We start from the raw sequence: 24,655 nt of genomic DNA on the forward strand, positions 1-24,655 counted from the left end.
CGCGCCGGTGAACCGCAATTGAAACGGTGATTGACCTTGGCGAATAACGCGCGATATTGCGCAGATCATGACCGTAAAAGATCAGATCACAAAAAAGTTGAGCGAAGCTTTCATCCCTGAAAGTCTCGACGTCGTGGACGAATCCCACTTGCATGAAGGCCACGCAGGCCACAGGCCGGGCGGCGCAACGCATTTCAGGCTCTATATCGTGTCGAAAGCGTTCGAAGGGAAGAGCCGGATCGACCGCCACCGCATGATAAATTCGCTGCTGGCGCCGGAACTGTCCGGCCCGGTCCATGCACTGGCGATCAAGGCCTATGCGCCTGGCGAAAACAAGGCGTAGCGACGCACTCCGCGGACAAGCAGGAACCGGCTTCCGATCGGGTCACACCGGTGCGCCTGCAAATTCAAACGAATCGTGCGATTTAATTCCAACGAATCGTAAGCGATCTAAAACGACGTTCCGGCCCGCGGCTTCTTCTCGGGCATCTCGCTGTCGCGCGGCAGCGGCACGATCCGCAGCGCTGTGATGCGGTTGCGCTCCCGCCGGAGCACCCTGAAGCGGAATCCGTGAAACGTGAAGCTTTGGCCGCGGTCGGGAATCGAGCGCGCCTCATGGATGACGAGGCCGGCGATGGTGGTGGCTTCCTCATCCGGCAGATGCCAGTCCATCGCGCGATTGAGATCGCGGATCGGCACCGAGCCATCGACCACAACCGAGCCGTCCGGCTGCGCGCGGACACCCGCAACAGCCACGTCATGCTCATCCGAAATATCGCCGACGATTTCTTCCAGAATATCTTCCAGCGTCACGAGGCCTTCGACTTCGCCATACTCGTCGACCACCAACGCGAAATGGGTCTTGCGGCGGCGGAACGCCTTGAGCTGTTCTGACAAAGGCCGCATCTCGGGCACAAACCACGGCGGCAGGGCGATCGCGCCGACATCAACCTTGGAGAGGTCGCCGTCTGTCGCGCGGATGGCGCGCAGCAAATCCTTTGCATGCAGAACACCGATGATGTTCTCGGGCTTCTCGCGCCACAGCGGAATGCGGGTGTATTCCGATTCGAGAATTCCACGGATGACCGCGTCGGGCGGCCCGTCGGCGTTGACGCTGACCATTTTGGTGCGATGGACCATGACGTCGGACACTGCGAGATCGCCAAACCGGAACACATTCTGGATGTATTCGGCCTCGCCGCTTTCCATTTTGCCATGCTCGGCCGATTCGCCCACCAGACCTTCGATTTCGGAATCGGTGAGAATTTCGTGCTGCGAGGATTCCTTCACTCCGAGCATCCGCAAGATCGCACGCGATGCGGTATTGAGCAGCCAGTTCAGCGGATAGAACACGAGATAGGATATATAGAGCGGATATGCGATCCATTGCGAGACCGGCACGGGCTCCCGGATCGCAAGCGTTTTCGGCACCTGCTCACCGATCACGATATGCAGCGAGGAGAACACCAGAAAGCCGGTCAGAAATGACGTAAAATGCAGCGCGGATTCCGGCAATCCGAGCGGCTCAAGAACAGGCTTGAGCAATGCCGCAACAGTCGGCTCGCCAACCCAGCCGAGACCGAGTGAGGCCATGGTAATGCCGAGCTGGCAGCACGCGAGATAGGCTTCGATATTGCCCATCATCTTCATCAGCAGGCGCGCGCCGAAGCGGTTCTGCTCGGCCATGACCTTGACGCGAAACCCGCGGCTTTTCACCAGCGCGAATTCAGCCGCCACGTAGAATGCGTTGGCCGCGAGCAGCAGGAAGGCGATGAGCAGATTGACAGCGGCTGAAGTCATGCTTGTCCCGCGACGGTCTCGTCTTTACGCGACGCCAGCATCGCCCTCACCCTGATAATTTTTCCTGAAGGAAATCGCGGACCGTGGACGGGTCGACATCGTTGACGATCACGGCCTTGCCGATCTGCTCCAGCAGAATGAAGGTCAGCCGCCCGCGCTTCACCTTCTTGTCTTGTCCCATCAGCGTCAGCAGCGTGTCGGCATCCGCAAGACCCTCCTGCTGAAAGCCCGCGATGTCCTGCAACCGTGTCGGCAGGCCGACCGATGCAAGGTGACGCTGCACGCGCGCCGCGTCCGCCGCCGGGATCATGTTGAGATGCGCCGAGAACTCCGCGGCCAGCACCATGCCGACTGCGACGCCTTCGCCGTGGAACAGCCGGTCGGAAAAACCGGTCACAGCCTCAAGCGCATGGCCGAAGGTATGCCCGAGATTGAGCAACGCGCGGTCGCCGGTTTCGCGTTCGTCGCGCGCCACGATCGCCGCCTTGGCGCGGCAACTGGCCGCTATGGCTCGCTCGCGTGCAGCGCCGCCTGCGAAAATCTCCGCATGATTGGCATCGAGCCAGTCGAAGAATTCCAGATCGCCCAGCACACCGTATTTGGCGACTTCCGCATAGCCGGCGCGGAACTGGCGCGGCGACAGCGTATCGAGCACTGCCGTATCCGCGACCACCAGCACCGGCTGGTGAAACGCGCCGACCAGATTCTTGCCGTGCGGTGAGTTGATTCCGGTCTTGCCGCCCACCGACGAGTCGACCTGCGCGAGCAACGAGGTTGGCACCTGCACAAAGTCGACGCCGCGCCGGACAATCGACGCCGCGAACCCTGCAAGATCGCCGATCACGCCGCCGCCGAGTGCAACCACCAGATCGTTGCGCTCGATCTTCGCAGCGATCAGCGCCTCGGACACATCCTGCAACACGGCGTAGCTCTTGGACGCCTCGCCCTCGCCGACCACGATGCGCGAGGACGCAATACCGGCATCCGCCAGCGCGGCTTCGGTTTTGGCCAGCCAGTTTTTCGCAACGGTGTGGTCGGTGACGATGGCCACGCGCGCGCCGGGCCGCAGCCTGGCGATGCGGTGGCCGAGCGACGGCAACACGTCGCGGCCGATGATGATGTCATAGGCGCGATCGCCGAGGGCAACGCCGACGGTCACCGGATTTGTGGTCTTGATGGGGGCGGTCATTGTGTTTCGCTTGAGGAAGAGGACGTTGCGCTGCCGGACACCAGGTGTGCGTAAAGCGCGTCGATACATTCATCGACGATCTTCTCGTGCGGCACGTCGCGTGACGCAATCGCCAGATCGGCGAGTTGATAGAACGGGCTGCGTTCGCCGATCAGGCGCTCGATGGTCGCGGCCGGATCGGCGGTTTGCAGCAAAGGCCGGTCGGCGCGGCGCTTGACCCGCTTCAGGATCACGTCGCCGTCCGCCTGAAGCCAGAGCGAGACCGCCTTGTCGCGAATCCGGTTGCGCGTTTCCTCGCGCATGAACGCGCCGCCGCCGGTCGCGACCACACAAGGACCGCTCTCCAGCAGGCGGGCGATCACCCGCGCCTCGCCGTCGCGAAAGTACGGTTCGCCGTGCTGCGCAAAGATTTCGCTGACGGTCATGCCCGCATGCGCGATCTCGATTTCATGATCGGCATCGAGAAACGGCATGTGAAGCCGCACGCCAAGACGACGCCCGATGGTCGATTTGCCCGATCCCATCATGCCGACGAGCACGATCGGACGGCCTTTGAGGGCCGCGACAATGTCGCCCTCGTGGGTCGTGCCGTCCTGTTGTCTGGCCGCAGTCTCGGTCATCTCTGGCTCGGTAGGCCGCGAATGCGGCGGAGAAGCCACCTATACTACTCCTGCCGATCCTGTTGCCAGAGACTCTTGCCGAAACAGCGCGAACATGTTGGTACTTTGGAGCGGCTGAACTGCCGCGTTCCGCCGGTTAACGTGCCGCCCGGGCCGGCAATCCGAAGGTAATTCCGAGGCCAATTCGATGCCCAGCCTGTTTCGCTTCCTGACGGTCGTCGCCGTGATCGGCGGATTGATCTATGGCGGCATCTTCGCACTCGCCAATTTCGTCAATCCGAAGCCGCGCGAAATGACGATCAGCGTTCCGCCCGACAAATTCCTCAAGCGATAGGCGGCTTGCGGATCATGGCGTCCGACAAATCCTCCGACATCCGGCTGACCGCCCTGTTCCTCGACATGCTCGCGGCCGAACAGGGCGCAGGCGTCAACACGCTCGATGCCTATCGCGGCGATCTTGAGGACCTGTCCGGCTTCCTCGCCCGGCACAAATCGACCTTCCAGACCGCCGACACCCAGATGCTGCGCGATTACCTCGGCGATCTCGACGACCGCGGCTTCAAGTCGTCGAGCGTTGCGCGCAAACTGTCATCGACGCGCCATCTGTTTCGTTTCCTGCTGAGCGAACGCGTGCGCGCGGACGATCCGGCCGCGATCCTCTCCGGCCCGAAACGCGGACGCGCGCTGCCGAAAGTCCTGTCCATCGCCGACGTCGACCGCCTGTTAACGCAGGCGAAGACATCGGCGGAGATCGCCGAGCAGTCGCCGCTGCAAAAGCTGCGCGCGATCCGGCTCTCGTGTCTGCTTGAAATTCTCTACGCGACGGGACTGCGCGTTTCGGAACTGGTTGCGCTGCCGCTGTCCGCCGCACGGCGCGACGCCCGCATGATCGTGGTGCGCGGCAAGGGCAACAAGGAACGCCTCGTCCCGCTCAACGAAACATCGAAGCAGGCGATGGCGGACTATCTCGCCGCGCTGGAAGCGACGCACCGCGAACCAAAGAAATCGTCCGCGGCCTCGAAGTGGCTGTTTCCGTCATCGGGCGAGAGCGGCCATCTGACGCGGCAGCATTTCGCGCGCGACCTCAAGGAGCTTGCGGCGGCCGCCGGCATCGCGCCGCGCCTCGTCAGTCCGCATGTGCTGCGCCACGCCTTTGCGAGTCATCTGCTGCATAACGGGGCGGATCTGCGAATCGTCCAGACGCTGCTCGGCCACACCGACATCTCCACGACACAGATCTACACCCATATTGTCGAGGAGCGATTGAAGAGCCTGGTGCGCGATCTGCATCCGCTGGCCGACAAATGACCCGTTAAAAGTCCAGCAATAACGGCACTTTCCATCGCAACGCTTGACTTGGGACCGCTTCTTGACTTGAAAGGCCCCACGGAAGACTTCAATACGCGATCGAGACCGACCGAACGATCAATTCGTGCGCCCTTCGCCCAAGTACACCCGCCCCATATTTGTCACATGCCGGACCCGATGCGCAGTTATCTGGATTTTGAAAAGCCTGTCGCCGAACTCGATTCCAAGGTGGACGAGTTGCGCGCGCTTGCCGCCAGCGGCAGCGACATCAGCGAAGAAGTGTCGCGCATCGAAGAGAAGGCGGCACAGGCGCTCACCGATCTTTATGCCGAGCTGACGCCCTGGCAGAAAACCCAGGTCGCGCGCCATCCGCTGCGGCCCCATTGCGTGGACTACGTCAAGGAACTCATCACCGAGTTCACGCCGCTTGCAGGCGACCGCAAGTTCGGCGACGACGAAGCGCTGATCGGCGGCTTCGGCCGTTTCAGAGGCGAGAGCATCTGCGTGATCGGCCAGGAGAAGGGCTCAACCACGGAAACCCGGCTCAAGCACAATTTCGGCATGGCCAAGCCCGAAGGCTATCGCAAGGCCGTGCGGCTGATGGAAATGGCGGATCGCTTCGGCATCCCCGTTCTCTCGCTGGTGGACACGGCGGGCGCCTATCCCGGCATCGGCGCCGAGGAGCGTGGACAGGCGGAAGCGATCGCGCGCTCCACCGACGCCTGCCTCAACCTCGGTGTGCCCAATGTCGCGGTCATCATCGGTGAAGGCGGCTCGGGCGGCGCCATCGCCATCGCCACCGCCAACCGCGTGCTGATGCTCGAACACGCCGTGTACAGCGTGATCTCTCCGGAAGGTGCGGCGTCGATCCTGTGGCGCGATTCAGCAAAGGCGCAGGAAGCCGCGACCAATCTCAAGATCACAGCTCAGGATCTCGCCCGCTTCGGCGTGATCGACACCATTTTGAAGGAGCCGCCGGGTGGCGCGCACCGCGATCCAGCGGCGATGATTGCCCGGACCGGCGATGCCGTCGCACAGGCTTTCAACGACATGCGCAGCCTCGATTCCAAGGCGGTGCGCAACCAGCGCCGGCAGAAGTTCCTCGATATCGGCCGCAAGCTCGGGTAGCGAATTTCGTGGCCATATCGGCGCGCAACGCGCCGCGCCGCCACATCGTGGCTTTTTTGGGACAGCGCCCTTTCGGCCACGGCCGTTTTTCACCAGTGTTTTGATTTACTTAGCGTTGACCATAAAGCGGTCAATGCCGTCCGGTTGCGGTCGCTTCGGCTTGCGACCGGGGGGCCTTAAGGATAATAATCGATCAATTGCTCACGCACGTTTTTAGCCAAAAAGCGAACGCCGCTTTTACGACGAAAACACGTGCGGCCTGTTTAGACTGGCAGCGTTTTCCGGCCGCCTATTGCGCGCCACTTTGTCGGGAGACGATCTGCCACCGGTCTTGGGGTCTAGTCTTCTTAGGATCTAGTCTTGGGTCTAGCCGGAGTATGGGGATTGCCGATCTGCCGCGGAGCCTTGGCATTGGGAGCCTTGCATTGATCGACCGTACGCATGTACGCGCGCTTGTCACTGCGGCTGCGCTCGCGGCTGGCGTGTTGCTGTCGGGGTGCAATGGCGAGCAGCTCTCGCCAAGCTCAAAAGCCAATCGTCCGATCCCCGACAAGTTGCTCGCGGACATCGAATCCAAGAACATGGACAAGGCGTCGCCGCTGCTGGTCCGTCTGTTCAAGCAGGAAGCCGAACTTGAGGTCTGGAAGCAGAATCGCGACGGCAAGTTCGCGTTGCTCAAGACCTATCCGATCTGCCGCTGGTCGGGAGACCTCGGACCGAAGATCAAGGAAGGCGACCGGCAGGCCCCCGAAGGCTTCTACTCGATCACGCCGGCACAGATGAATCCGACATCGTCCTATTTCCTGTCGTTCAACATGGGCTACCCGAACGCATACGACAAGGCATGGGGCCGCACCGGCTCGCAGCTGATGGTGCACGGCGATTGCTCGTCGCGCGGCTGTTACGCGATGACCGACGAGCAGATCACCGAGATTTACGCGCTCGGCCGCGAATCCTTCTTCGGCGGCCAGAACGCATTTCAGGTCCAGGCCTATCCGTTCCGCATGACGGCGCAGAACATGGCGCGTCATCGCAACAGTCCGCACATGGCGTTCTGGAAGATGATCAAGGAAGGCAACGATCACTTCGAGGTCACCAAGCAGGAGCCGAAGGTCGATTTCTGCGAGAAGAAGTATGTCTTCGACGCGGAAAAGCCGGCCGGTGCGACCCGTCCGCTGGCGTTCAACGCCTCCGCGCAGTGCCCGGCCTATCAGGTCGCCCCCGAGATCGCCGATGCCGTTCAGGACAAGCAGCGTCAGGACGAACTGAAGACCGCGCAGCTGGTCTCGCGCGGCACGCCGACCGCGCGTTCGCGCGCCGGCATCGACGGCGGCATGCATCCGGTGTTCGCATCCAAGCTGCCGGAAGGCGAATCCGCGATCGACAAGGACGTGACCGACTACGCCGTTGCGTCCAATCAGCCCGCACCTGGCACCGTGCCCTCGCATGCGACCATTCCAAAGGCGCCGGAAACCGCGCCGTCGTTCAGCTTCACCTCGTCCAACAGCGAGCCGATGGTGGCCGTGACCAGCACGACGCCGAGCACTGCCTCCACCAATGCCAGCGCAGGTTCGTCCGAAGGCTTCTTCAGCAAGCTGTCGCGCAGCGTCGGCTTGCGCGGATCGGACCCCGAGCCCGCCGCGGCAAAGCCCGCTGCCGCCCCTGCCAAGTCAAAGGCGAAATCACCCGAGCCGACGAAGACAGCCAAAAGCGCGCCACCGCGCGTCATCCCGCTTGAGCGTTCGCAGCAGGCGCAGACCCAGCCGCAAGCCAAGCCTGCCGCTCCGGCCCCCGCAGCCACGACCGCGGCAGCCGCTCCGGCAGCGCAATCGTCGCTTGCAGGCGCCCAGCCGGCGGTGCAGGCCAACTCCTTCGACAGTCGCTGGTCGACGGTTCGCTAAGATCCGCATCGACCGCGCTCGACCCGACTCATCTGCATTGACATATTTGCGCTGACGCTGCGCCGAGGCTGATGCGCCCGCTCTCCCGTGGGGAGAGGGTTGGGGTGAGGGCGTAGAATCCATCGTGAGCGCGTACGCCCTCACCCGCTTGCTTCGCTCGCGACCTCTCCCCACGGGAGAGGTAAAGGGGAGCTTGCGTCGGGCCCGGCATAAAAAAAACGCCGGTCTTTCGACCGGCGTTTTTGTTTGAGTGAGCAGCGTCCGTTCAGGCGCACCCGTCAGGCGTACTTGCCGTGGCAGTGCTTGAACTTCTTGCCGGAACCGCACGGGCAATCCTCGTTGCGGCCGATCTTGCCCCAGGTCGCGGGATTTTGCGGATCGCGCTGGGCAGCGGGGATCGGCGCAAGCGCGGCCTGCGCGAACGCCATATCGTCCTCGCCGGTGTTCGGATTGAGCTTGTGCACTTCCATCTGCGGCAATTCGGGCTGCTCGTCCGGCGGCACGATTTCAACGCGCACCAGTTGAGCCGTCACCGCCTCGCGCAGGTGCGCGATCAGGCTCTCGAACAGATTGAACGCCTCGGACTTGTACTCCTGCAGCGGATCGCGCTGGCCGTAGCCGCGCAGGCCGATCACCTGACGCAGGTGATCCAGCATCACCAGATGTTCGCGCCACAGATGGTCCAGCGTCTGCAGCAGCACCGACTTTTCGACATAGCGCATCACGTCCGGCCCGAACTGGGCTGTCTTCGCCGCCATCAGCTCATCGACGCGCTTCTCGATGCGCGCCAGCATCTCCTCGTCGGCGATGCCTTCTTCCTTGGCCCATTCATCGACCGGAAGATCGAGATCGAGCACGCGCTTCAGCTCGTCCTTGAGACCGGCAACATCCCACTGCTCGGCATAGGCGTGCTCGGGCACATGCTTGGCGACGAGATCATCGACCAGCGCGTGGCGCATGTCGGAGACGGTCTCGGCGACGTTCTGGTCGCGCATCAGGTCGATGCGCTGGTCGAAGATCGCCTTGCGCTGATCGTTCTGCACGTCATCGAACTTGAGCAGGTTCTTGCGGATATCGAAGTTGCGCGCCTCGACCTTCTGCTGCGCCTTCTCGAGCGCCTTGTTGATCCACGGATGGATGATCGCCTCGCCTTCCTTGAGGCCGAGACGGGTCAGCATGGTGTCGAGCCGATCCGATCCGAAGATGCGCATCAGATCGTCTTCGAGCGATAGATAGAACTTGGTGCGTCCGGGATCGCCCTGACGGCCGGCGCGGCCGCGGAGCTGGTTGTCGATGCGCCGGGATTCGTGGCGTTCTGAGCCGATGATGTAGAGACCGCCGGGCTTGGTGATGGTCTTGGCCGGCTTTGAGCCCTTGGCGGGTTCGATCTCGATCACTTCTTCGGACTTCAGCACCATCTCGCGGAAGCGCTCGATGTCGGCCTTGATCTGCTCGATCTTCGCCTTCTTCTCGGCTTCATCGGTGATGTCGGCGGTCTCAATCTGGCTGCGCATTTCCAGCGAGCCGCCGAGTTTGATGTCGGTGCCGCGGCCGGCCATGTTGGTGGCGATGGTGATCGCGCCCGGCACGCCGGCTTCAGCGACGATGTAGGCTTCCTGTTCGTGGAAACGCGCGTTCAGCACCGCGAACAGCTTGGCGGGCTTGCCCGCGCGCGCGGCCGCGTAGAGCTTCTCCAGCGCCTTCGGATTGCCGAAGTCGATCTGCTTGTAGCCGTTCTTGGCGAGATACTCGCCCAGCACTTCCGATTTCTCGATCGAGGCGGTGCCGACCAGCACCGGCTGCATGCGCTTATTGGCCAGTTCGATCTCGGCCAGAATGGCGCGATGCTTTTCCTCGGCCGTGCGATAGACCTCGTCGTCCTCGTCGAGACGCGCGATCGGCACGTTGGTCGGAACTTCGATGACCTCGAGCTTGTAGATGTCGAACAGTTCGTCCGCTTCGGTCGCCGCCGTACCGGTCATGCCGGCGAGCTTGTCGTACATGCGGAAATAATTCTGGAACGTGATCGAAGCCAGCGTCTGGTTTTCCGGCTGAACCGGCTGATGCTCCTTGGCTTCCAGCGCCTGATGCAGGCCTTCCGAATAGCGGCGGCCCGGCATCATGCGGCCGGTGAATTCGTCGATGATGATCACCTCGCCGTCGCGGACGATGTAGTCCTTGTCGCGCTGGAACAGCGAATGGGCGCGCAGCGCCTGATTGATGTGATGGACGACGGAAACGTTCTCGACGTCGTAGAGCGAGTCGCCCTTGAGCTGACCGGCTTCCTGCAGCAGGTTTTCGATCTTCTCCATGCCGGCTTCGGTCAGCGTCACCGTGCGCTGCTTCTCGTCGATCTCGAAGTCGGTCGTCTTCTCGAGTTTCGGAATATAGGTGTCGATGGTGTTGTAGAATTCCGAGCGGTCGTCGAGCGGGCCGGAAATGATCAGCGGCGTGCGCGCTTCGTCGATCAAAATCGAATCGACTTCGTCGACGATGGCGAAGAAGTGCCCGCGCTGGACCATGTCCTCGAGCCGGTATTTCATGTTGTCGCGCAGATAGTCGAAGCCGTATTCGTTGTTGGTGCCGTAGGTGATGTCGCAGGCATAGGCCGCCTGACGCTCGACATCATCCAGGCCGTGAACGATCACGCCCGTGGTCATGCCGAGGAACGAATAGATCTGTCCCATCCAGCTGGAGTCGCGCTTGGCGAGGTAGTCGTTGACGGTCACGACGTGGACGCCGTTGCCGGCCAGCGCGTTGAGATAGACCGGAAGGGTGGCAACCAGCGTCTTGCCTTCGCCGGTTTTCATTTCGGCGATGTCGCCTTCGTGCAGCACCATGCCGCCGACCAGCTGCACATCGAAATGGCGCTGGCCGAGGGTGCGCTTGGCAGCCTCGCGAACCGTCGCGAAGGCGGGCACCAGAATGTCGTCGAGGGTCTTGCCTTCGGAGAGCTGCTTGCGGAACTCGGCGGTGCGCGCCTTCAGCGCCTCGTCGGACAGGGCGGCGATCTCGGGTTCCAGCGCGTTAATCGCGTCGACGCGGGCTTGGTATCCCTTGATCCGCCGGTCGTTTGCGGAGCCGAAAAACTTGCGGGCGAGCGCGCCGAGCATGAAAAATTCCTGTCTTGCAGTTTGGCATTGCGGCCGCGATCACCGCAGCCCAAGAACCTTATGAGACCCGTATCAGGCGTATCTCCGGAATTGCGTGCGGGGACAAACCCTTGCGCCAGTCCTTGGGAGTGAGTGCGGGAAGCGAATTCCGAGGTTCACCCGCTGGGCCGCGGCAAAGCCCCGCGGCAGCCAGGCGCGCCTGCGGGCAGAGATATGGGCCGTCCAAAGCCTTGTCAACGCGCGAACCTCTCAAGGATTTCATGATTTTGACGGCTTTTTCGCGTTGCTTCCGGGCGGAGGTTGGGCGAGTGTCCCGCCTCCCGAACCGCTCAGTGATCCGATATCCGCCGGATACGGGACACCAGACTTTGACCTTAAAAGGATTTTCCATGACCGTTTCTCCAAACCGCACGGCCCCTCTCAGCGGACTGGGCGTGCGACCTGGACTGGGACTCGGACTGAGATTTGGACTTATGACGACCGCCGCGGCAGCTTGTCTCACGGTCGTGATGGCGATCGGCCAGCCGCTGCACGCGCAGGATGCGAATCCGGTGATCGCAAAGGTTAACGGCGCCGAAATCCGCCAGAGTGACCTGACCGTGGCCGAAGAAGAGCTGGGACCCAGCCTCCAGCAGATGGATCCATCGACCCGCCGCGAGAATCTGATCGCGTTCCTGATCGATATGAAGATCGTCGCCAAGGCCGCCGAAGCCAAGAAGGTCGGCGACACGCCGGACTTCAAGCAGAAGATGAGCTTCGCCCGCGACCGCCTCCTGATGGACAGCCTGCTCGCCACCGAGGGCAAGGCCGCGATCACCGACGACGCCATGAAGAAGGTCTATGAGGACGCGACCAAGCAGGTTTCGGGCGAAAAGGAAGTTCGCGCCCGGCACATCCTCGTTCCCACCGAGGAAGAGGCAAAGGCGATCAAGGCCGAGCTCGAAAAGGGCGCGGACTTCGCCAAGGTCGCAAAGGAAAAATCGAAGGATCCCGGCGCGGCCGATGGCGGCGATCTCGGCTTCTTCACCAAGGAGCAGATGGTGCCGGAATTCTCCGCCGTAGCCTTCGCGCTCGAACCCGGAAAACTCTCGGACCCTGTGAAGTCGCAGTTCGGCTGGCACGTCATCAAGGTCGAGGAAAAGCGCGACCGCAAGCCGCCGGATTTCGAGCAGGTGAAGGGCCAGATCTCGACCTTCGTGGTGCGCAAGGCGCAGGCCGATTACGTCACCAAGCTGCGGACCGAAGCCAAGGTCGAGCGCCTCGACAAGCCGGCAGACCCGGCTGCTCCGGCAGCAACGCCGGACGCAAAGGCCGCCCCGGCAGCCAAGACGCCACCTGCGAAGAAGTAAGCGTCACGGTTTCGTCATCTGACGCGACATGGAATGCCCGGCCTCGCGCCGGGCATTTTCATTTCCGCCTTTTGATTTCTCCTTGCGATTCACCGGCGCGTTGCGTTTGATGCGCCGCTGCTCAAACACCGGATTGAAAATCAATGTCCACCGCTGTCTCACCGCTCGCCCCCACCAACGTCCCCGACATGCCGAACATCGACGGCGTGCGCCTTGCGACGGCGGCAGCCGGCATCCGCTACAAGAACCGCACCGATGTGCTGCTGGCGCTGTTCGACAAGGGCACCACCGTGGCCGGCGTCTTCACCAAATCGAAATGCCCGAGTGCCGCGGTGGACTGGTGCCGCGCCAAACTGAAGGGCGGCGAGGCGCGCGCCCTCGTGGTCAATTCCGGCAACGCCAACGCCTTCACCGGCAAGACCGGCAAGCAGTCAACCACACTGACCGCCTCGATCGCCGCCAAGGCCGCCGACACCACCGCAGCCAAAATCTTTCTGGCTTCCACCGGCGTGATCGGCGAGCCGCTCGACGCGACCAAGTTCAACGGCGTGCTCGACGATCTCGCAAAAGTTGCGGTGCCCGAGGGATGGGACAACGCCGCGCGCGCGATCATGACCACCGACACGTTTCCGAAGGTCGCGACCGCGACCGTCAAGCTCGGCAAGGCCAAGGTCACCATCAACGGCATGGCCAAGGGCGCGGGCATGATCGCGCCGGACATGGCGACGATGCTGGCGTTCGTGTTCACCGACGCGCCGCTGTCGGCAACCGTATTGCAATCGCTGCTCAAGACCGGCGTCGAGGACACGTTCAACGCGGTCACCATCGACGGCGACACCTCGACCTCGGACACGCTGCTGGCTTTCGCGACCGGCGCTGCCGCCGCACGCGGCGCACCGACGATCAAACGCGCCAGCGACCCGCAGTTGAAAGCCTTCACCAAGGCGTTTCACGCCGTGCTGGCCGATCTCGCCGAACAGGTCGCCCGCGACGGCGAAGGCGCACGCAAGCTGGTCGAAGTCGTGGTCGAAGGCGCGACCTCGAAGACATCCGCGCGGAAAATCGCGATGTCGATTGCCAACTCGCCGCTGGTGAAAACCGCAATCGCAGGCGAGGACGCCAACTGGGGCCGCGTCGTCATGGCCGTCGGCAAGGCGGGCGAGCCCGCCAACCGCGACAAGCTCTCGATCTCGTTCAACGGCATCCGCGTCGCCAGCAAGGGCGCGCGCGATCCGTCCTATGACGAGAAGGAAGTCTCCGCGCTGATGAAGCAGCCCAAAATCCAGATCAAGGTCGGGCTTGGTCTCGGCAAAGGCCGCGACCGCGTGCTGACCTGCGACCTCACCAAGGAATATGTCGCGATCAACGGCGACTATCGCTCGTAAACGAAATCACCCTCCCCTTGAGGGGGAGGGTCGGACGGCAAAGCCGTCCGGGGTGGGGTGGCCATTTGTTCGAAGCTTCGCTCCATGCCATATGGATGCATCAAGTCTGATGATCGCATCTCACCCTATGACGATTGATACTCACCCCACCCCGCCCGCTACGCGGTCGACCCTCCCCCTCAAGGGGAGGGTAAAGTGAAGCTCACCCTCGTCGTCGCCTGCGCGCTGATCGATGCGGACAACCGCGTCCTGATCGCGCAGCGACCCGAAGGCAAGACGCTCGCGGGGCTGTGGGAATTTCCCGGCGGCAAGCTGGAGCCCGGCGAGCGGCCCGAACCGGCGCTGATCCGTGAACTGCATGAAGAGCTTGGCATCACGGTGGAGGAGCCATGTTTGGCGCCGCTGACCTTCGCGAGCCACGGCTATGACAGCTTTCATCTGCTGATGCCGCTCTACATTTGCAGGAAGTGGCAGGGAACCGTCACGCCGCGTGAGGGCCAGCAACTCGCATGGGTGCGCGCGAATAAATTGCGCGACTATCCGATGCCGCCCGCGGACATTCCGCTGATCGCGCATCTGACGGATTTGCTGCTGTAAGTCACGAAGCTGCTTGCGAGACGCGATTGTCGCCGCGTATTCAGTCGTCGTCCCGGCGAAGTGGTGAGATCGCTTTGCAACGTCTCAGCACCCACAGTCGTCATCACCGGGCTTGACCCGGTGATCCACGTCTTCATTTCATTGATCTCAAAGCGAGTCGTGGATGGCCGGGTCAAGCCCGGCCATGACGAGATGAAGCGAGGCGCTCGACACACACTCAATGTCGTCCCCGCGAAAGCGGGGAGCCATAACCACTGAACGTGGTGATGACCGTCAGAAGATTGCTCCGGTATCTCTCTCAATCGATGACTCAGGGAGTATGGGTCCCCGCTTTCGCGAGGACGACCCGATAGGTACGCGCTAGGTTTTCGGCTCCCGCGCCTTGTTCACCGCGTCCGCCAGCAACATTTTCGCCGAACCGGGCTTCAGCGGCTTCTGCTGGCTTTCGTGCGGCGCCCATCCTGACAGCCACACAATGTCGAACGTGGCACGGATGCGCCCGTCCGGATCGGAAAAGCGTTCGGCATAGATCTGCGCCATCTTGAGAAACGTGGCGCGGCGCGACGGCGTGCGGCGGCGTTCGTTGAGGATGTTGGTCGCACCCATGCGCCGCAAATCCTGCATCAGCGCGAACGCGTTGTCGTAACGCACGACGATGCGATCCACATCGGTCACCGGCAATGCGAAGCCAGCGCGCTGCAACAGCGCGCCGAGGTCACGCAAATCAGCGAACGGCGCCACGCGCGGCGACACACCGCCTTCCACCTCAGACTCCGCCGCAGCGAACGACTGCCGCAACTCGGTCAACGTTTCACCGCCGATCATCGCCGCGAGAAACAACCCGTCCGGCTTCAACGCGCGGCGGATTTGCGCCAGCACGCCCGGCAGATCATTGACGAATTGCAGCGCCAGCGCGGAGACCGCAAGATCGACGGACGCAGGCGCAAGCGCAAGCGGTTCGGTATCGGAAGGCGGCAGCACCACTTCACGCAACTGCCTGACGCTTCCGGCGAGCGCTGCGCGCACCTGATCCCCGGGCGTGCCGAGATCGATGCCTGCGGAAAATTCGCGAAGCACCGCCTGCTGGCGCTCGGCCATGTCCTCGGCCACGCGATCGAGCAGAAAGGACGCTGCCCCCTGCCGCAACGCGCGGCTCTGCCGGCCGCGCAATATTGCGCGATCGAACAGGCGGGGCGGCGTATCGGTCGGAGACGAGGTCATGGCCGTAGGTACGCCCTCAAAGACTATTCTGGCAATTCCTTAAGCACACCCGCTTGAGTCCGGCGGATGCCTAGAGAGTGATCCCCTTCAATTGAACCGCTTGCTTCGCCGCACGTCCGATTGAACTCCCTCTCCCGTGGGGAGAGGGCTGAGGTGAGGGCGTAGAATCTATCGTGAGAGCGTACCCCCTCACCCGGATCGCAAGAGCGATCCGACCTCTCCCCACGGGAGAGGTCAACAAAAACTCACCGCTCCCCGCTTCAATATTCGTGAATTTGACTCTAGTCTTCCGGGACAAGGAAAAATATGTCGGGGCTCGATCAGGCATCGTCACATCCTTCAGGCCGGTTGCGTAAACCGTTTTTTGGCGCGCTCCGGGCCTGCGGCTCTGCCCTCGCCTCGCTGCCGCGCCTTGCCCTCGACATCGCCCTGCCGACGCTCTGCGTATCCTGCCGCGAGCCGGTCTCAGGCGAAGGCGTCTGTGCGACATGCTGGGCGAAACTGTCGTTCATCGCGCCGCCGTTCTGCGCGCGGCTCGGCATTCCGTTCGTCTACGATCCGGGACCGGGTCTCCTGTCGATGCAGGCCATCGCCGATCCGCCGGCCTATCAGCGCGCCCGCGCCGCGGTTCGTTACGACGAGGTGGCGCGAACCATGGTCCATGCGCTGAAGTATCAGGACCGTACTGATTTAGCGCCGACCATGGGCCGCTGGATGGCGCGCGCCGGTCAGGAACTTCTCGGCGATGCCGATGCGCTGATACCGGTACCGCTGCACTGGCGGCGCGGCTGGAGCCGCCGCTACAACCAGTCCGGCGCGCTGGCGGGAGTGATCGGCAAATCCGCGAATCTGCCGGTGATCGGCAACGCCCTTCATCGCGTGCGGCCGACGCTGCAGCAGGTCGGCTTGTCGCGATCGGATCGGGCGCTCAATGTGCAGGGCGCGTTCAAGGTCCCGCCGGAGAACAAATCCACCGTGCAAGGCCGCCGGATCGTGCTGATTGACGACGTTTTGACCTCCGGCGCGACAGTTGACGCCTGCGCACGCGCATTGTTGCGGGCTAGGGCTGCATCGGTGGATGTGCTGGTGTTCTCGCGGGTTGTGGACACACTTCAGGCCCCCATATAATTTAGGTTCTTCCCCGTTCGTTTTGGGTTCTTCCCATTCGTAAAGGCAAGTCATGGCTGCACTGATCGAGATCTACACGCGCCCCGGATGCGGCTACTGCAGCGCTGCCAAATCGCTGCTGACGCGCAAGAGCGCCGCCTTTACCGAATTCGATGTCGCGGTCGATCCGAACTGGCGCGCGGAGATGGTCCAGCGCGCGAAGGGCGGCGCGACATTTCCGCAAATCTTCATCGACAAGGTGCATGTCGGTGGCTGCGACGATCTCTACGCGCTCGACCGCGAAGGCAGGCTCGATGGCCTGCTCACCAGTTAGAAGGTCTCGTCATGACAGCCAGCATTGAAACCGGCGCTCCCTTCACCGCAGCGATGGTGCAAATGCGCACCGCCATGCTGCCGGAGACGAGCCTCGCCCAGGGCATCGCTCTGATCCGCGAAGCCAAGGACAAGGGCGCGGACTACGTCCAGACGCCCGAGGTCTCCAACATCATTCAGCAAAACCGCAAGGCGCTGTTTGAGTTGCTCGCCAGCGAGGAAGACGATCGATCGCTCAAGGCCTATCGCGAACTGGCGCGCGAACTGAAAATCTACCTGCACATCGGTTCGCTCGCGGTGCGCGCCAATCCCGAGCGCGCGGCCAATCGTTCGTTCCTGATCGCGCCTGATGGCAACATCCTTGCCAGCTACGACAAGATCCACATGTTCGATATCGAACTCGACGGCGGCGAAAGCTACCGCGAGTCCGCCAACTATCAGCCGGGCGAAACCGCGGTCATCTCCGACCTGCCGTGGGGCCGTATCGGCCTGACGATCTGCTACGACGTGCGCTTTCCCGCGCTTTACCGTGCGCTCGCCGAAGCCGGCGCCTCCTTCATCACGGTGCCGTCCGCCTTCACGGTCAGGACCGGCGAGGCCCACTGGAGCACCCTGCTGCGGGCCCGCGCCATCGAGAACGGCTGCTTCATCTTTGCGGCGGCGCAGGCCGGCAAGCACGAAAGCGGCCGCGAGACCTACGGTCATTCGCTGATCGTCGATCCATGGGGCGAAATCCTCGCCGAAGGCGGCGTCGAGCCCGGCGTGGTGCTGGCGAAGATTGATCCGGCGAAAGCCCTGGCGGTCCGCAAAAGTATTCCCTCCCTGCAGCATGGCCGCCGCTTCGGCCTCTCCGACCCGAAGGCCGGACCGGAGCATCTGCATCTCGTGCGGGGATCGGTATGATCCGCTATGCGCTGCGTTGCGACCACGGCCACGCGTTCGAGAGCTGGTTCCAGAGTTCTGCGGCTTACGACAGCCAGCACAAGCGCGGGCTCGTTGCCTGTCCGGCCTGCGACTCCACCAAGGTCGAAAAAGCGATCATGGCGCCGCGCATCGCGCGCAAGGGCAAATCCAAATCGGCACCGGAGCCCGTGGCGGCCCCCGCCGAGGACACGGCATCGACATCGCTGGTGATGGCGCCGCAGGAGCGCGAGCTCCTTTCAAAGCTGAAGGAACTGCGCGACCACGTGCTCAAGAACGCGGACAATGTCGGCAACAAATTTCCGGATGAAGCCCGCAAGATGCACTACGGCGACATCGAGCACCGCGCAATCTACGGCGAGGCAACCACCGAAGAGGCCCGCGCGTTGATCGACGAAGGCGTTGAGGTGGCCCCGCTGCCGATTCTGCCGGGCGACAGGAACTAGCCCGCCACCAGCATCGCAACGCCGATCAGAATCAGCACGATGCCGGAGATTTCCCGCAGCGATATTGCCTGCTTCATCGAATAATAAGCTACGCCCTGCGCGAACAGCACCTCGATCAGCGCCAGCGTCCGCACATTCGCCGCGGCGGTCAGCGCGAAAGCGAGAAACCAGAACAATGACGCGAACGATCCGGTGAAGCCCGCGAACATCGACGGCTTCCACACGCGGAAGATCGCGGTCATCGTTCCGGGCGCACGCACGATCAGCCAGCCCGACAGCACGACGGTCTGCATCAGCAGCGTCGCCACCAGTGTCAGGCTCGCCGCGGTGACGAAACTCACCCCGGTGACATTGAGGATGGCGCCGCGATAGCCGACCGCCGACAATGCAAAGAACGAGGCCGCCACAAGTCCGAGCACCGTGGGCTTCAGATTGCCGAACCCCTTCATGCCGCCGGGCCGCAATGCCGTGATCACCACGCCGACGGTGGCAATCAGAATGGCTGCGACCTTCAGCGTCGTGAGATGGTCCGCGAGAAATACAAAGCCAAAGATCGCCGCCTGGATCGCCTCGGTCTTGAGGTAAGCCGTCGTCACCACGAACGACCGCTCGTTCATGGCCATCAGCATCAGGGCGGTGGCGAGAATCTGCGCCATGCCGCCGACAACCAGCCAAGCCCAGAACCCGGTCTCGGGCCACAGCAGCCGATCGCCGGTGGCGGCAAGAATCAGTCCGAGAAAAACCAGTGAAAACGGAAACCCGAACAGAAAGCGGATATGGGTCGCCCCAAGCGTGCCGAGTTGGGCCGTCAACCCGCGCTGCATGGCGTTGCGCACGACCTGGCCTGCCGCCGCCAGCAGCGTGAAGGGAATCCAGAGCCAAATCAGCTGGGACATGATGAAAGACGGGACCAGAGCAGCGGGAGCGCCGCTATTCCACAGGCCCTGTCACCAGCCTGCGGTCAACCGGCATGATATCATGCCGGCGTTGCGTGTGTCCTAGCTCGCCGCTTCGGCGACCAGCATGTAGTTCACATCCATATCGGAGGAGAGGCTCCAGCGGTCCGCGAGCGGATTGTAGACCACGCCTGCCTGATCGCTGATGGCAAGCTTGTTGCGCTCCAGATGATGCGTCAGTTCCACCGGCGTGACGAACTTGTCCCACTGATGGGTGCCGCGCGGCAGCCAGCGCAACACGTACTCGGCTCCCACGATCGCCAGCGCGAAGCTCTTCCATGTCCTGTTGATGGTCGATGCGACCATCATGCTGGTCGGCTTGAGCAGCGCGGCGCAGCGGTCGAGGAACATCCCGACGTTGGCGACGTGTTCGACCACTTCCATCGCCAGCACGATGTCGAAGCGCTCGCGCGGGTCCATCTCCTCGATGGTGGTGCAGCGATAGTCGATGCTGAGGTGACCCCGCTCCGCATGAAGTTTGGCGACCGCGATGTTGGTGTCCGACGGATCGACGCCGATCACCTGCGCGCCGAGACGCGTCAGCGGCTCGCACAGCAGTCCTGCGCCGCAGCCGATATCGAGGATGCGCAATCCCGACAGGCAGTTCAGGCTCTTCGGGTTGCGGTCGAACTTGCGGCACGCCGCGTCGCGGATATAGGCCAGCCGCAGCGGGTTGATCTTGTGCAGCGGCGCCATCTTGCCCTTCGGGTCCCACCACTGTTCGGACAGTTGCGAGAACCGCGCGACTTCGCCGGGATCGACCGTGGACGCAGATGGAGAATTTGTAGTCATACCGATGGTCTTGTCCGGTTGGCGCCTGTCGGGCCGAAAGAATTTGCGCGCTAGCGAGCCGTGATGTGGTTGCGGAATTCGACCGGCGCGCCGATCATCTTTATCGTCTTGGTGCCCTCCCCGACACCATTAACGGTGACATCTCCCCACCCAAAAAGCCGGCCCGCAATACTCTGGTTAACATCGACACTTTCGACTTTATCCAAACTCATCTCAAAGGTCTGGCGCTTGATAAAGCCTTCCTTGTGAACCAGCCGCAGCGAGGTCACGTCCGTTTCCGTCGTCCAGCGCTGGAACCAGGCCCGGAGCAGCAGAGCGCCGCCCAGAAGCGCTAGAAGAGCGCTCACCGCCAGCAGCGGCAAGATCACCCCGCCGCCCGAGCCGACCAGACAGGCCCCGGCGACCGCCAGGCAAACCAGACCCGAGACATAGATGATCCCGTGTATCGTGGTGGAATACAGGACCTTCTCGCCCGGCTGCAGGATATCGTCGACATAGCGGCCCATTCTCGTCCTGTGTTGCTTGCTCGCGACCCGATGGGTATGTATAGCCGCCTTTTCGGGGCCGTGCTGCCGTTTTGCACGGAACTGGCTCCTTACTGACAACCAGCGTAATCGGGACCGCGCCATTAGCCATGGGTCGCCTTGTAATGAAATTCGGCGGCACGTCCGTCGCCAATATCGACCGCATTCGCAACGTCGCGCAGCATGTGAAGCGCGAGGTCGATGCCGGTCATGACGTCGCCGTGGTGGTGTCGGCCATGTCCGGCAAAACCAATGAACTGGTGGCCTGGGCGAGCGAAGCCTCGCCACTGCACGATGCGCGCGAATATGATGCCATCGTCGCCTCGGGTGAGTTGATCACTGCGGGACTGCTCGCCATCGTGCTGCAGTCGCTCGGCATCCAGGCCCGCTCCTGGCAGGGCTGGCAGATTCCGATCCTGACCAGCGACGCGCATGCGTCCGCGCGCATCACCGGGATCGACGGCAGCGAACTGATCAAGCGATTCAAGGAACGCAAGGAAGTTGCCGTCGTCGCCGGCTTCCAGGGCATCCACGAGCCGACGGGTCGCGTGACCACGCTCGGGCGCGGCGGCTCCGACACGTCAGCCGTTGCGATCGCGGCCGCGATCCGGGCTGACCGCTGCGACATCTACACCGACGTCGATGGCGTCTATACGACCGACCCGCGCGTGGTGCCGAAAGCGCGGCGACTCGAGAAGGTCGCGTTCGAGGAAATGCTGGAAATGGCGTCGCAAGGCGCCAAGGTGCTTCAGGTCCGCTCTGTGGAACTGGGCATGGTTCACAACGTGCCGGTGTTCGTGCGCTCAAGCTTCGACAAGCCGGAAGACATCGACCCCCACGGCACGCCGCCGGGAACGCTGATTTGCAGCGAGGAGGAAATCATGGAGAGCCAAGTCGTCACCGGTATCGCCTTTTCGAAGGACGAAGCCCAGATCTCCGTGCGCCAGATCGACGACAAGCCCGGCGTGGCTGCGGCCATCTTCGGCCCGCTGGCCGACGCGAGCATCAATGTCGACATGATCGTGCAGAACGTGTCGGAGGACGGCAAGACCACCGACCTCACCTTCACCGTTCCAGCCTCTGAATACACCCGCGCCAAGGACACCATCGCCAAGGCCAAGGACAAGATCGGCTACAAGGCGATGGATTCCGCCACAGACGTCGCCAAGGTCTCGGTGATCGGCATCGGCATGCGAAGCCATGCCGGCGTCGCCGCGCAGGCCTTCAAGGCGCTGTCCGAGCGCAACATCAATATCCGCGCCATCACCACATCCGAGATCAAGTTCTCGCTGCTGATTGATGCGGCCTATACCGAACTGGCTGTCAGAACGCTGCATACGCTTTACGGGCTGGATCAGGCCTAAATTCTTTCTACGCGGTCCGTCGCCGTGGCTTTATGCCGAGGCCATTTTGCTGGACTGCCTCTCATCTTTGGCAGGTGTTTTGCTTGGCAAAACGCGCCTCAATTCGATATAGCCTCAGGACAAGGCACCCGCGCCCGCGCCTCTGGTTCTGGACCGTCAGACACGTCCGGAAGCCGGCCAAGCGGTCTACGCGAGACCTGAAAAGTCGTTATTTTACTGCTAGTTAACGCTATCGCAGCCGGTCGCGGGCCGCGCTGGAATTGCGGGTAAGGATGTCAACGGATGCGGAGCGCGCTGGGAGGCCCCCGCGTCTTGTTGAGACGGCTCCGCGAAGTGATGGCCGAACAGGTCAGCGCTCAGGAGCGGCTCGACAAGATCGTGGTGCTGATCGCCGCCAATATGGTGGCGGAGGTCTGTTCGACCTACGTGCTGCGCGTCGACAACACCCTTGAGCTTTATGCCACCGAAGGTTTGAACCGGGACGCGGTCCACCAGACCGTACTGAACGCCCATGAGGGCCTTGTCGGCCTCGTTGCCTCCGAGGCGACGCCGCTCAACCTGTCGAACGCGCAGTCGCATCCGGCGTTCTCGTATCGCCCGGAAACCGGCGAAGAAATCTACCATTCGTTCCTCGGCGTGCCGATCCTGCGATCCGGCAATACGCTTGGCGTGCTGGTGGTGCAGAACCGCGCTCACCGCACTTACGTCGAAGAGGAAGTCGAGGCTCTGCAGACCACCGCCATGGTGGTCGCGGAAATGATCGCCTCGGGCGAACTGTCGGCCATCGCCAAGCCCGGCGCCGAGCCCGCCGCACGCCATTCGCTGCACAAGACCGGCGCGATCCTGTCGGACGGCATCGCGCTCGGTCATGTGGTGCTGCACGAGCCGCGCGTCGTGATCACCAACTACATTGCCGAAGATCTGCCGAAAGAACTCAAGCGGCTCGATACCGCGATCCTGAAGCTGCGCGCCGATCTCGACCGGATGCTGGAGCGCGGCGATGTCGCCGAGGGCGGCGAACACCGCGACGTGCTCGAGGCCTATCGCATGTTCGCCAACGACCAGGGCTGGCAGCACAAACTGCACGAAGCGGTCGCGACAGGCCTCACCGCCGAAGCCGCCGTTGAGCGCGTGCAGTCAGACACCCGCGCCCGCATGCTGCGCTCGACCGATCCCTATCTGCGCGACCGCCTGCACGATCTGGAAGATCTCGGCCACCGCCTGATGCGCCAGCTCGTCGGACAGGATCACGCGCCGTCGCGCGAGCAGTTGCCCGACAACGCCATCCTGATCGCGCGCTCGATGGGTCCGGCGGCACTGCTCGACTATGACCGCAAGCGGCTGCGCGGACTGGTGCTGGAAGAAGGCACAGCGAACTCACACGTGTCGATCGTGGCGCGGGCGCTCGGCATTCCGGCGGTCGGCGAAGTACCGAACGCCGCAGGTATCGCCGATCCCGGCGACGCGATCATCGTCGATGGCACCTCGGGCTCGATCTACATCCGCCCGTCGAACGAAATCCAGTCGGCCTATGCCGAACGCGTCCGCTTCCGCGCGCGACGCCAGGAGCAGTATCGCGAACTGCGGGACAAGCCCTGCGTCACCAGGGACGGCCAGCCTATCGACCTGATGATCAACGCCGGTCTCGTGATCGATCTGCCCCACATCGATGACACGGGCTCGTCCGGTATCGGACTGTTCCGGACCGAATTGCAGTTCATGGTCGGGCAAAGCCTGCCGCGCACCAGCGAACAGCTCTCGCTCTATCGCACAGTACTCGACGCGGCCGGCGACAAGCCGGTCACCTTCCGCACGCTGGACATCGGCGGCGACAAGGCGCTGCCGTATATGGACACGATCGTCGAGGAAAATCCGGCGCTGGGCTGGCGCGCGATCCGCCTGGGGCTGGACCGGCCGGGCCTGTTGCGCGGACAAATCCGCGCACTGCTGCGCGCCGCTTCCGGGCGATATCTGCGCGTGATGTTTCCGATGATCTCGCAGGTCGATGAATTCGATCAGGCCAAGCTCGTGATTGAGCGCGAACTGACCTATCTGCGCCAGCACGGACATACGCTGCCCGAGCGCGTCGATGTCGGCACCATGGTCGAAGTTCCGGCGCTGCTCTATCAGATGGATGAGTTGCTCAAGCGGGTCGACTTCGTCTCCGTCGGCTCGAACGACCTGTTCCAGTTTCTGTTCGCGGTCGATCGCGGCAACTCGCGAGTCACCGATCGCTTCGATACGCTGTCGGCTCCGATCCTGCGCGCCCTTCGCGACATCGCAAGGAAAGCGAATGCCGCCGGCAAATCCGTCTCGCTCTGCGGTGAAATGGCATCGCAGCCACTCGGCGCACTGGCGCTGATCGCGCTCGGCTATCGCTCGCTGTCGCTGTCGGCGACCGCGCACGGTCCGGTGAAGGCGCTGATTCTCGATCTCGATGCCAAGAAGGCCGAAGCGATGATCACTCCGCTGCTGGATGCGCCGGCCGGAAGCGTCTCGATCCGCAGCAAGCTGATGGAATTCGCCGAAGCCGAAGGGCTTTCGTTGTAGCGACGCTTTCCGGACCTTTCCGAAGCCGCCGCTGAATTCACCCTTGATTGA

General features: G+C 62.8%; 23 protein-coding genes. 14 read left to right on the forward strand and 9 right to left on the reverse strand.

All coding sequences use genetic code 11. The features are described 5' to 3' along the window. Positions 1-67: 67 nt before the first annotated feature. Positions 68-343: a BolA family protein gene (locus HNQ36_RS15675; protein WP_184086624.1), complete on the forward strand. Its 276-nt coding sequence runs from the start codon at positions 68-70 to the stop codon at positions 341-343. A gap of 107 nt (positions 344-450) precedes the next feature. Here HNQ36_RS15675 and HNQ36_RS15680 read toward each other — a convergent pair whose 3' ends face one another. The 3 genes from HNQ36_RS15680 to HNQ36_RS15690 are packed head-to-tail and all read right to left on the reverse strand — an operon-like array spanning position 451 to position 3,609. Then, positions 451-1,800 carry an HlyC/CorC family transporter gene (locus HNQ36_RS15680; protein ID WP_184086626.1) on the reverse strand — a complete coding sequence of 450 codons (1,350 nt, stop codon included), beginning with the start codon at positions 1,798-1,800 and terminating at the stop codon, positions 451-453. Between the two features lie 46 nt (positions 1,801-1,846). Next, entirely contained in the window at positions 1,847-2,989 is a 1,143-nt protein-coding gene (gene aroB / locus HNQ36_RS15685) for a 3-dehydroquinate synthase (protein WP_184086627.1), read from the reverse strand. Further along, a complete protein-coding gene (locus HNQ36_RS15690) occupies positions 2,986-3,609 on the reverse strand; it encodes a shikimate kinase (RefSeq protein ID WP_184086630.1) in 624 nt (207 codons plus the stop codon). Before HNQ36_RS15690 ends, aroB begins: the two co-directional genes overlap by 4 nt. 187 nt (positions 3,610-3,796) lie before the next feature. On the opposite strand from HNQ36_RS15690, the gene HNQ36_RS15695 reads away from it, so the two are divergent. The 4 genes from HNQ36_RS15695 to HNQ36_RS15710 all read left to right on the forward strand — a co-directional run bounded on the left by HNQ36_RS15695 (position 3,797) and on the right by HNQ36_RS15710 (position 7,946). Beyond that, entirely contained in the window at positions 3,797-3,943 is a 147-nt protein-coding gene (locus HNQ36_RS15695) for a histidine kinase (RefSeq protein ID WP_184086632.1), read from the forward strand. Between the two features lie 14 nt (positions 3,944-3,957). Further along, on the forward strand, positions 3,958-4,917 hold the full coding sequence (xerD, locus tag HNQ36_RS15700) for a site-specific tyrosine recombinase XerD (protein WP_184086634.1): 960 nt from the start codon (positions 3,958-3,960) through the stop codon (positions 4,915-4,917). A 165-nt stretch (positions 4,918-5,082) separates the two neighbouring features. Further along, entirely contained in the window at positions 5,083-6,045 is a 963-nt protein-coding gene (locus HNQ36_RS15705) for an acetyl-CoA carboxylase carboxyltransferase subunit alpha (RefSeq protein ID WP_184086636.1), read from the forward strand. Between the two features lie 425 nt (positions 6,046-6,470). Then, entirely contained in the window at positions 6,471-7,946 is a 1,476-nt protein-coding gene (locus HNQ36_RS15710; protein WP_184086639.1) for a L,D-transpeptidase family protein, read from the forward strand. Between the two features lie 278 nt (positions 7,947-8,224). Here the strand turns inward: HNQ36_RS15710 and secA are convergent, their stop codons facing one another. Beyond that, a complete protein-coding gene (secA, locus tag HNQ36_RS15715) occupies positions 8,225-11,059 on the reverse strand; it encodes a preprotein translocase subunit SecA (protein WP_184086646.1) in 2,835 nt (944 codons plus the stop codon). Between the two features lie 389 nt (positions 11,060-11,448). Between secA and HNQ36_RS15720 the strand changes: the two genes are divergently transcribed. Next, positions 11,449-12,408 (forward strand): peptidylprolyl isomerase, encoded by a 960-nt coding sequence (locus HNQ36_RS15720; protein ID WP_184086648.1) that lies wholly within the window; start codon positions 11,449-11,451, stop codon positions 12,406-12,408. Between the two features lie 3 nt (positions 12,409-12,411). Here HNQ36_RS15720 and HNQ36_RS15725 read toward each other — a convergent pair whose 3' ends face one another. After that, entirely contained in the window at positions 12,412-12,552 is a 141-nt protein-coding gene (locus tag HNQ36_RS15725; RefSeq protein ID WP_184086650.1) for a hypothetical protein, read from the reverse strand. On the opposite strand from HNQ36_RS15725, the gene argJ reads away from it, so the two are divergent. Together argJ and HNQ36_RS15735 are read left to right on the forward strand one after the other, a co-directional pair. After that, a complete protein-coding gene (gene argJ, locus HNQ36_RS15730) occupies positions 12,552-13,793 on the forward strand; it encodes a bifunctional glutamate N-acetyltransferase/amino-acid acetyltransferase ArgJ (protein WP_184086653.1) in 1,242 nt (413 codons plus the stop codon). The genes HNQ36_RS15725 and argJ overlap by 1 nt on opposite strands. 195 nt (positions 13,794-13,988) lie before the next feature. Further along, positions 13,989-14,390 (forward strand): NUDIX domain-containing protein, encoded by a 402-nt coding sequence (locus tag HNQ36_RS15735; protein ID WP_184086655.1) that lies wholly within the window; start codon positions 13,989-13,991, stop codon positions 14,388-14,390. A gap of 360 nt (positions 14,391-14,750) precedes the next feature. On the opposite strand, the gene HNQ36_RS15740 is transcribed toward HNQ36_RS15735, so the two are convergent. Continuing rightward, complete coding sequence (locus tag HNQ36_RS15740; protein WP_184086657.1) at positions 14,751-15,611, reverse strand: methyltransferase domain-containing protein; 861 nt, start codon at positions 15,609-15,611, stop codon at positions 14,751-14,753. A gap of 306 nt (positions 15,612-15,917) precedes the next feature. On the opposite strand from HNQ36_RS15740, the gene HNQ36_RS15745 reads away from it, so the two are divergent. From HNQ36_RS15745 to HNQ36_RS15760, 4 genes are read left to right on the forward strand one after another with little or no spacing between them, the layout of a single operon-like run. Beyond that, the gene (locus HNQ36_RS15745) at positions 15,918-16,739 is read left to right on the forward strand and encodes a ComF family protein (protein ID WP_184086659.1); all 822 of its coding nucleotides are present in this window, start codon (positions 15,918-15,920) and stop codon (positions 16,737-16,739) included. 52 nt (positions 16,740-16,791) lie between these two features. Further along, positions 16,792-17,052, forward strand: coding sequence for a glutaredoxin 3 (grxC, locus tag HNQ36_RS15750; protein ID WP_184086661.1), 261 nt, complete (start codon positions 16,792-16,794; stop codon positions 17,050-17,052). A gap of 11 nt (positions 17,053-17,063) precedes the next feature. After that, positions 17,064-17,954, forward strand: a complete 891-nt coding sequence (locus HNQ36_RS15755) for a carbon-nitrogen hydrolase family protein (RefSeq protein WP_184086663.1) — start codon at positions 17,064-17,066, stop codon at positions 17,952-17,954. Beyond that, complete coding sequence (locus HNQ36_RS15760) at positions 17,951-18,418, forward strand: DUF1178 family protein (protein ID WP_184086665.1); 468 nt, start codon at positions 17,951-17,953, stop codon at positions 18,416-18,418. Before HNQ36_RS15755 ends, HNQ36_RS15760 begins: the two co-directional genes overlap by 4 nt. Here the strand turns inward: HNQ36_RS15760 and HNQ36_RS15765 are convergent. The 3 genes from HNQ36_RS15765 to HNQ36_RS15775 all read right to left on the reverse strand — a co-directional run bounded on the left by HNQ36_RS15765 (position 18,415) and on the right by HNQ36_RS15775 (position 20,672). Continuing rightward, a complete protein-coding gene (locus tag HNQ36_RS15765) occupies positions 18,415-19,314 on the reverse strand; it encodes a DMT family transporter (protein WP_184086667.1) in 900 nt (299 codons plus the stop codon). The two genes, HNQ36_RS15760 and HNQ36_RS15765, sit on opposite strands and share 4 nt — an antisense overlap. A 102-nt stretch (positions 19,315-19,416) precedes the next feature. Then, positions 19,417-20,166: a bifunctional 2-polyprenyl-6-hydroxyphenol methylase/3-demethylubiquinol 3-O-methyltransferase UbiG gene (gene ubiG, locus HNQ36_RS15770; RefSeq protein WP_184086668.1), complete on the reverse strand. Its 750-nt coding sequence runs from the start codon at positions 20,164-20,166 to the stop codon at positions 19,417-19,419. A gap of 50 nt (positions 20,167-20,216) precedes the next feature. Then, positions 20,217-20,672, reverse strand: a complete 456-nt coding sequence (locus tag HNQ36_RS15775) for a PH domain-containing protein (protein ID WP_184086670.1) — start codon at positions 20,670-20,672, stop codon at positions 20,217-20,219. A 128-nt stretch (positions 20,673-20,800) separates the two neighbouring features. Between HNQ36_RS15775 and HNQ36_RS15780 the strand changes: the two genes are divergently transcribed. Next, positions 20,801-22,054: an aspartate kinase gene (locus tag HNQ36_RS15780; RefSeq protein WP_184086672.1), complete on the forward strand. Its 1,254-nt coding sequence runs from the start codon at positions 20,801-20,803 to the stop codon at positions 22,052-22,054. Positions 22,055-22,336: 282 nt separating this feature from the next. Further along, positions 22,337-24,604, forward strand: coding sequence for a phosphoenolpyruvate--protein phosphotransferase (gene ptsP, locus HNQ36_RS15785; RefSeq protein WP_046827939.1), 2,268 nt, complete (start codon positions 22,337-22,339; stop codon positions 24,602-24,604). Positions 24,605-24,655 lie beyond the last annotated feature (51 nt).

The sequence above is a fragment of the Afipia massiliensis genome (genome assembly GCF_014203115.1).
GTDB lineage: Bacteria > Pseudomonadota > Alphaproteobacteria > Rhizobiales > Xanthobacteraceae > Afipia > Afipia massiliensis.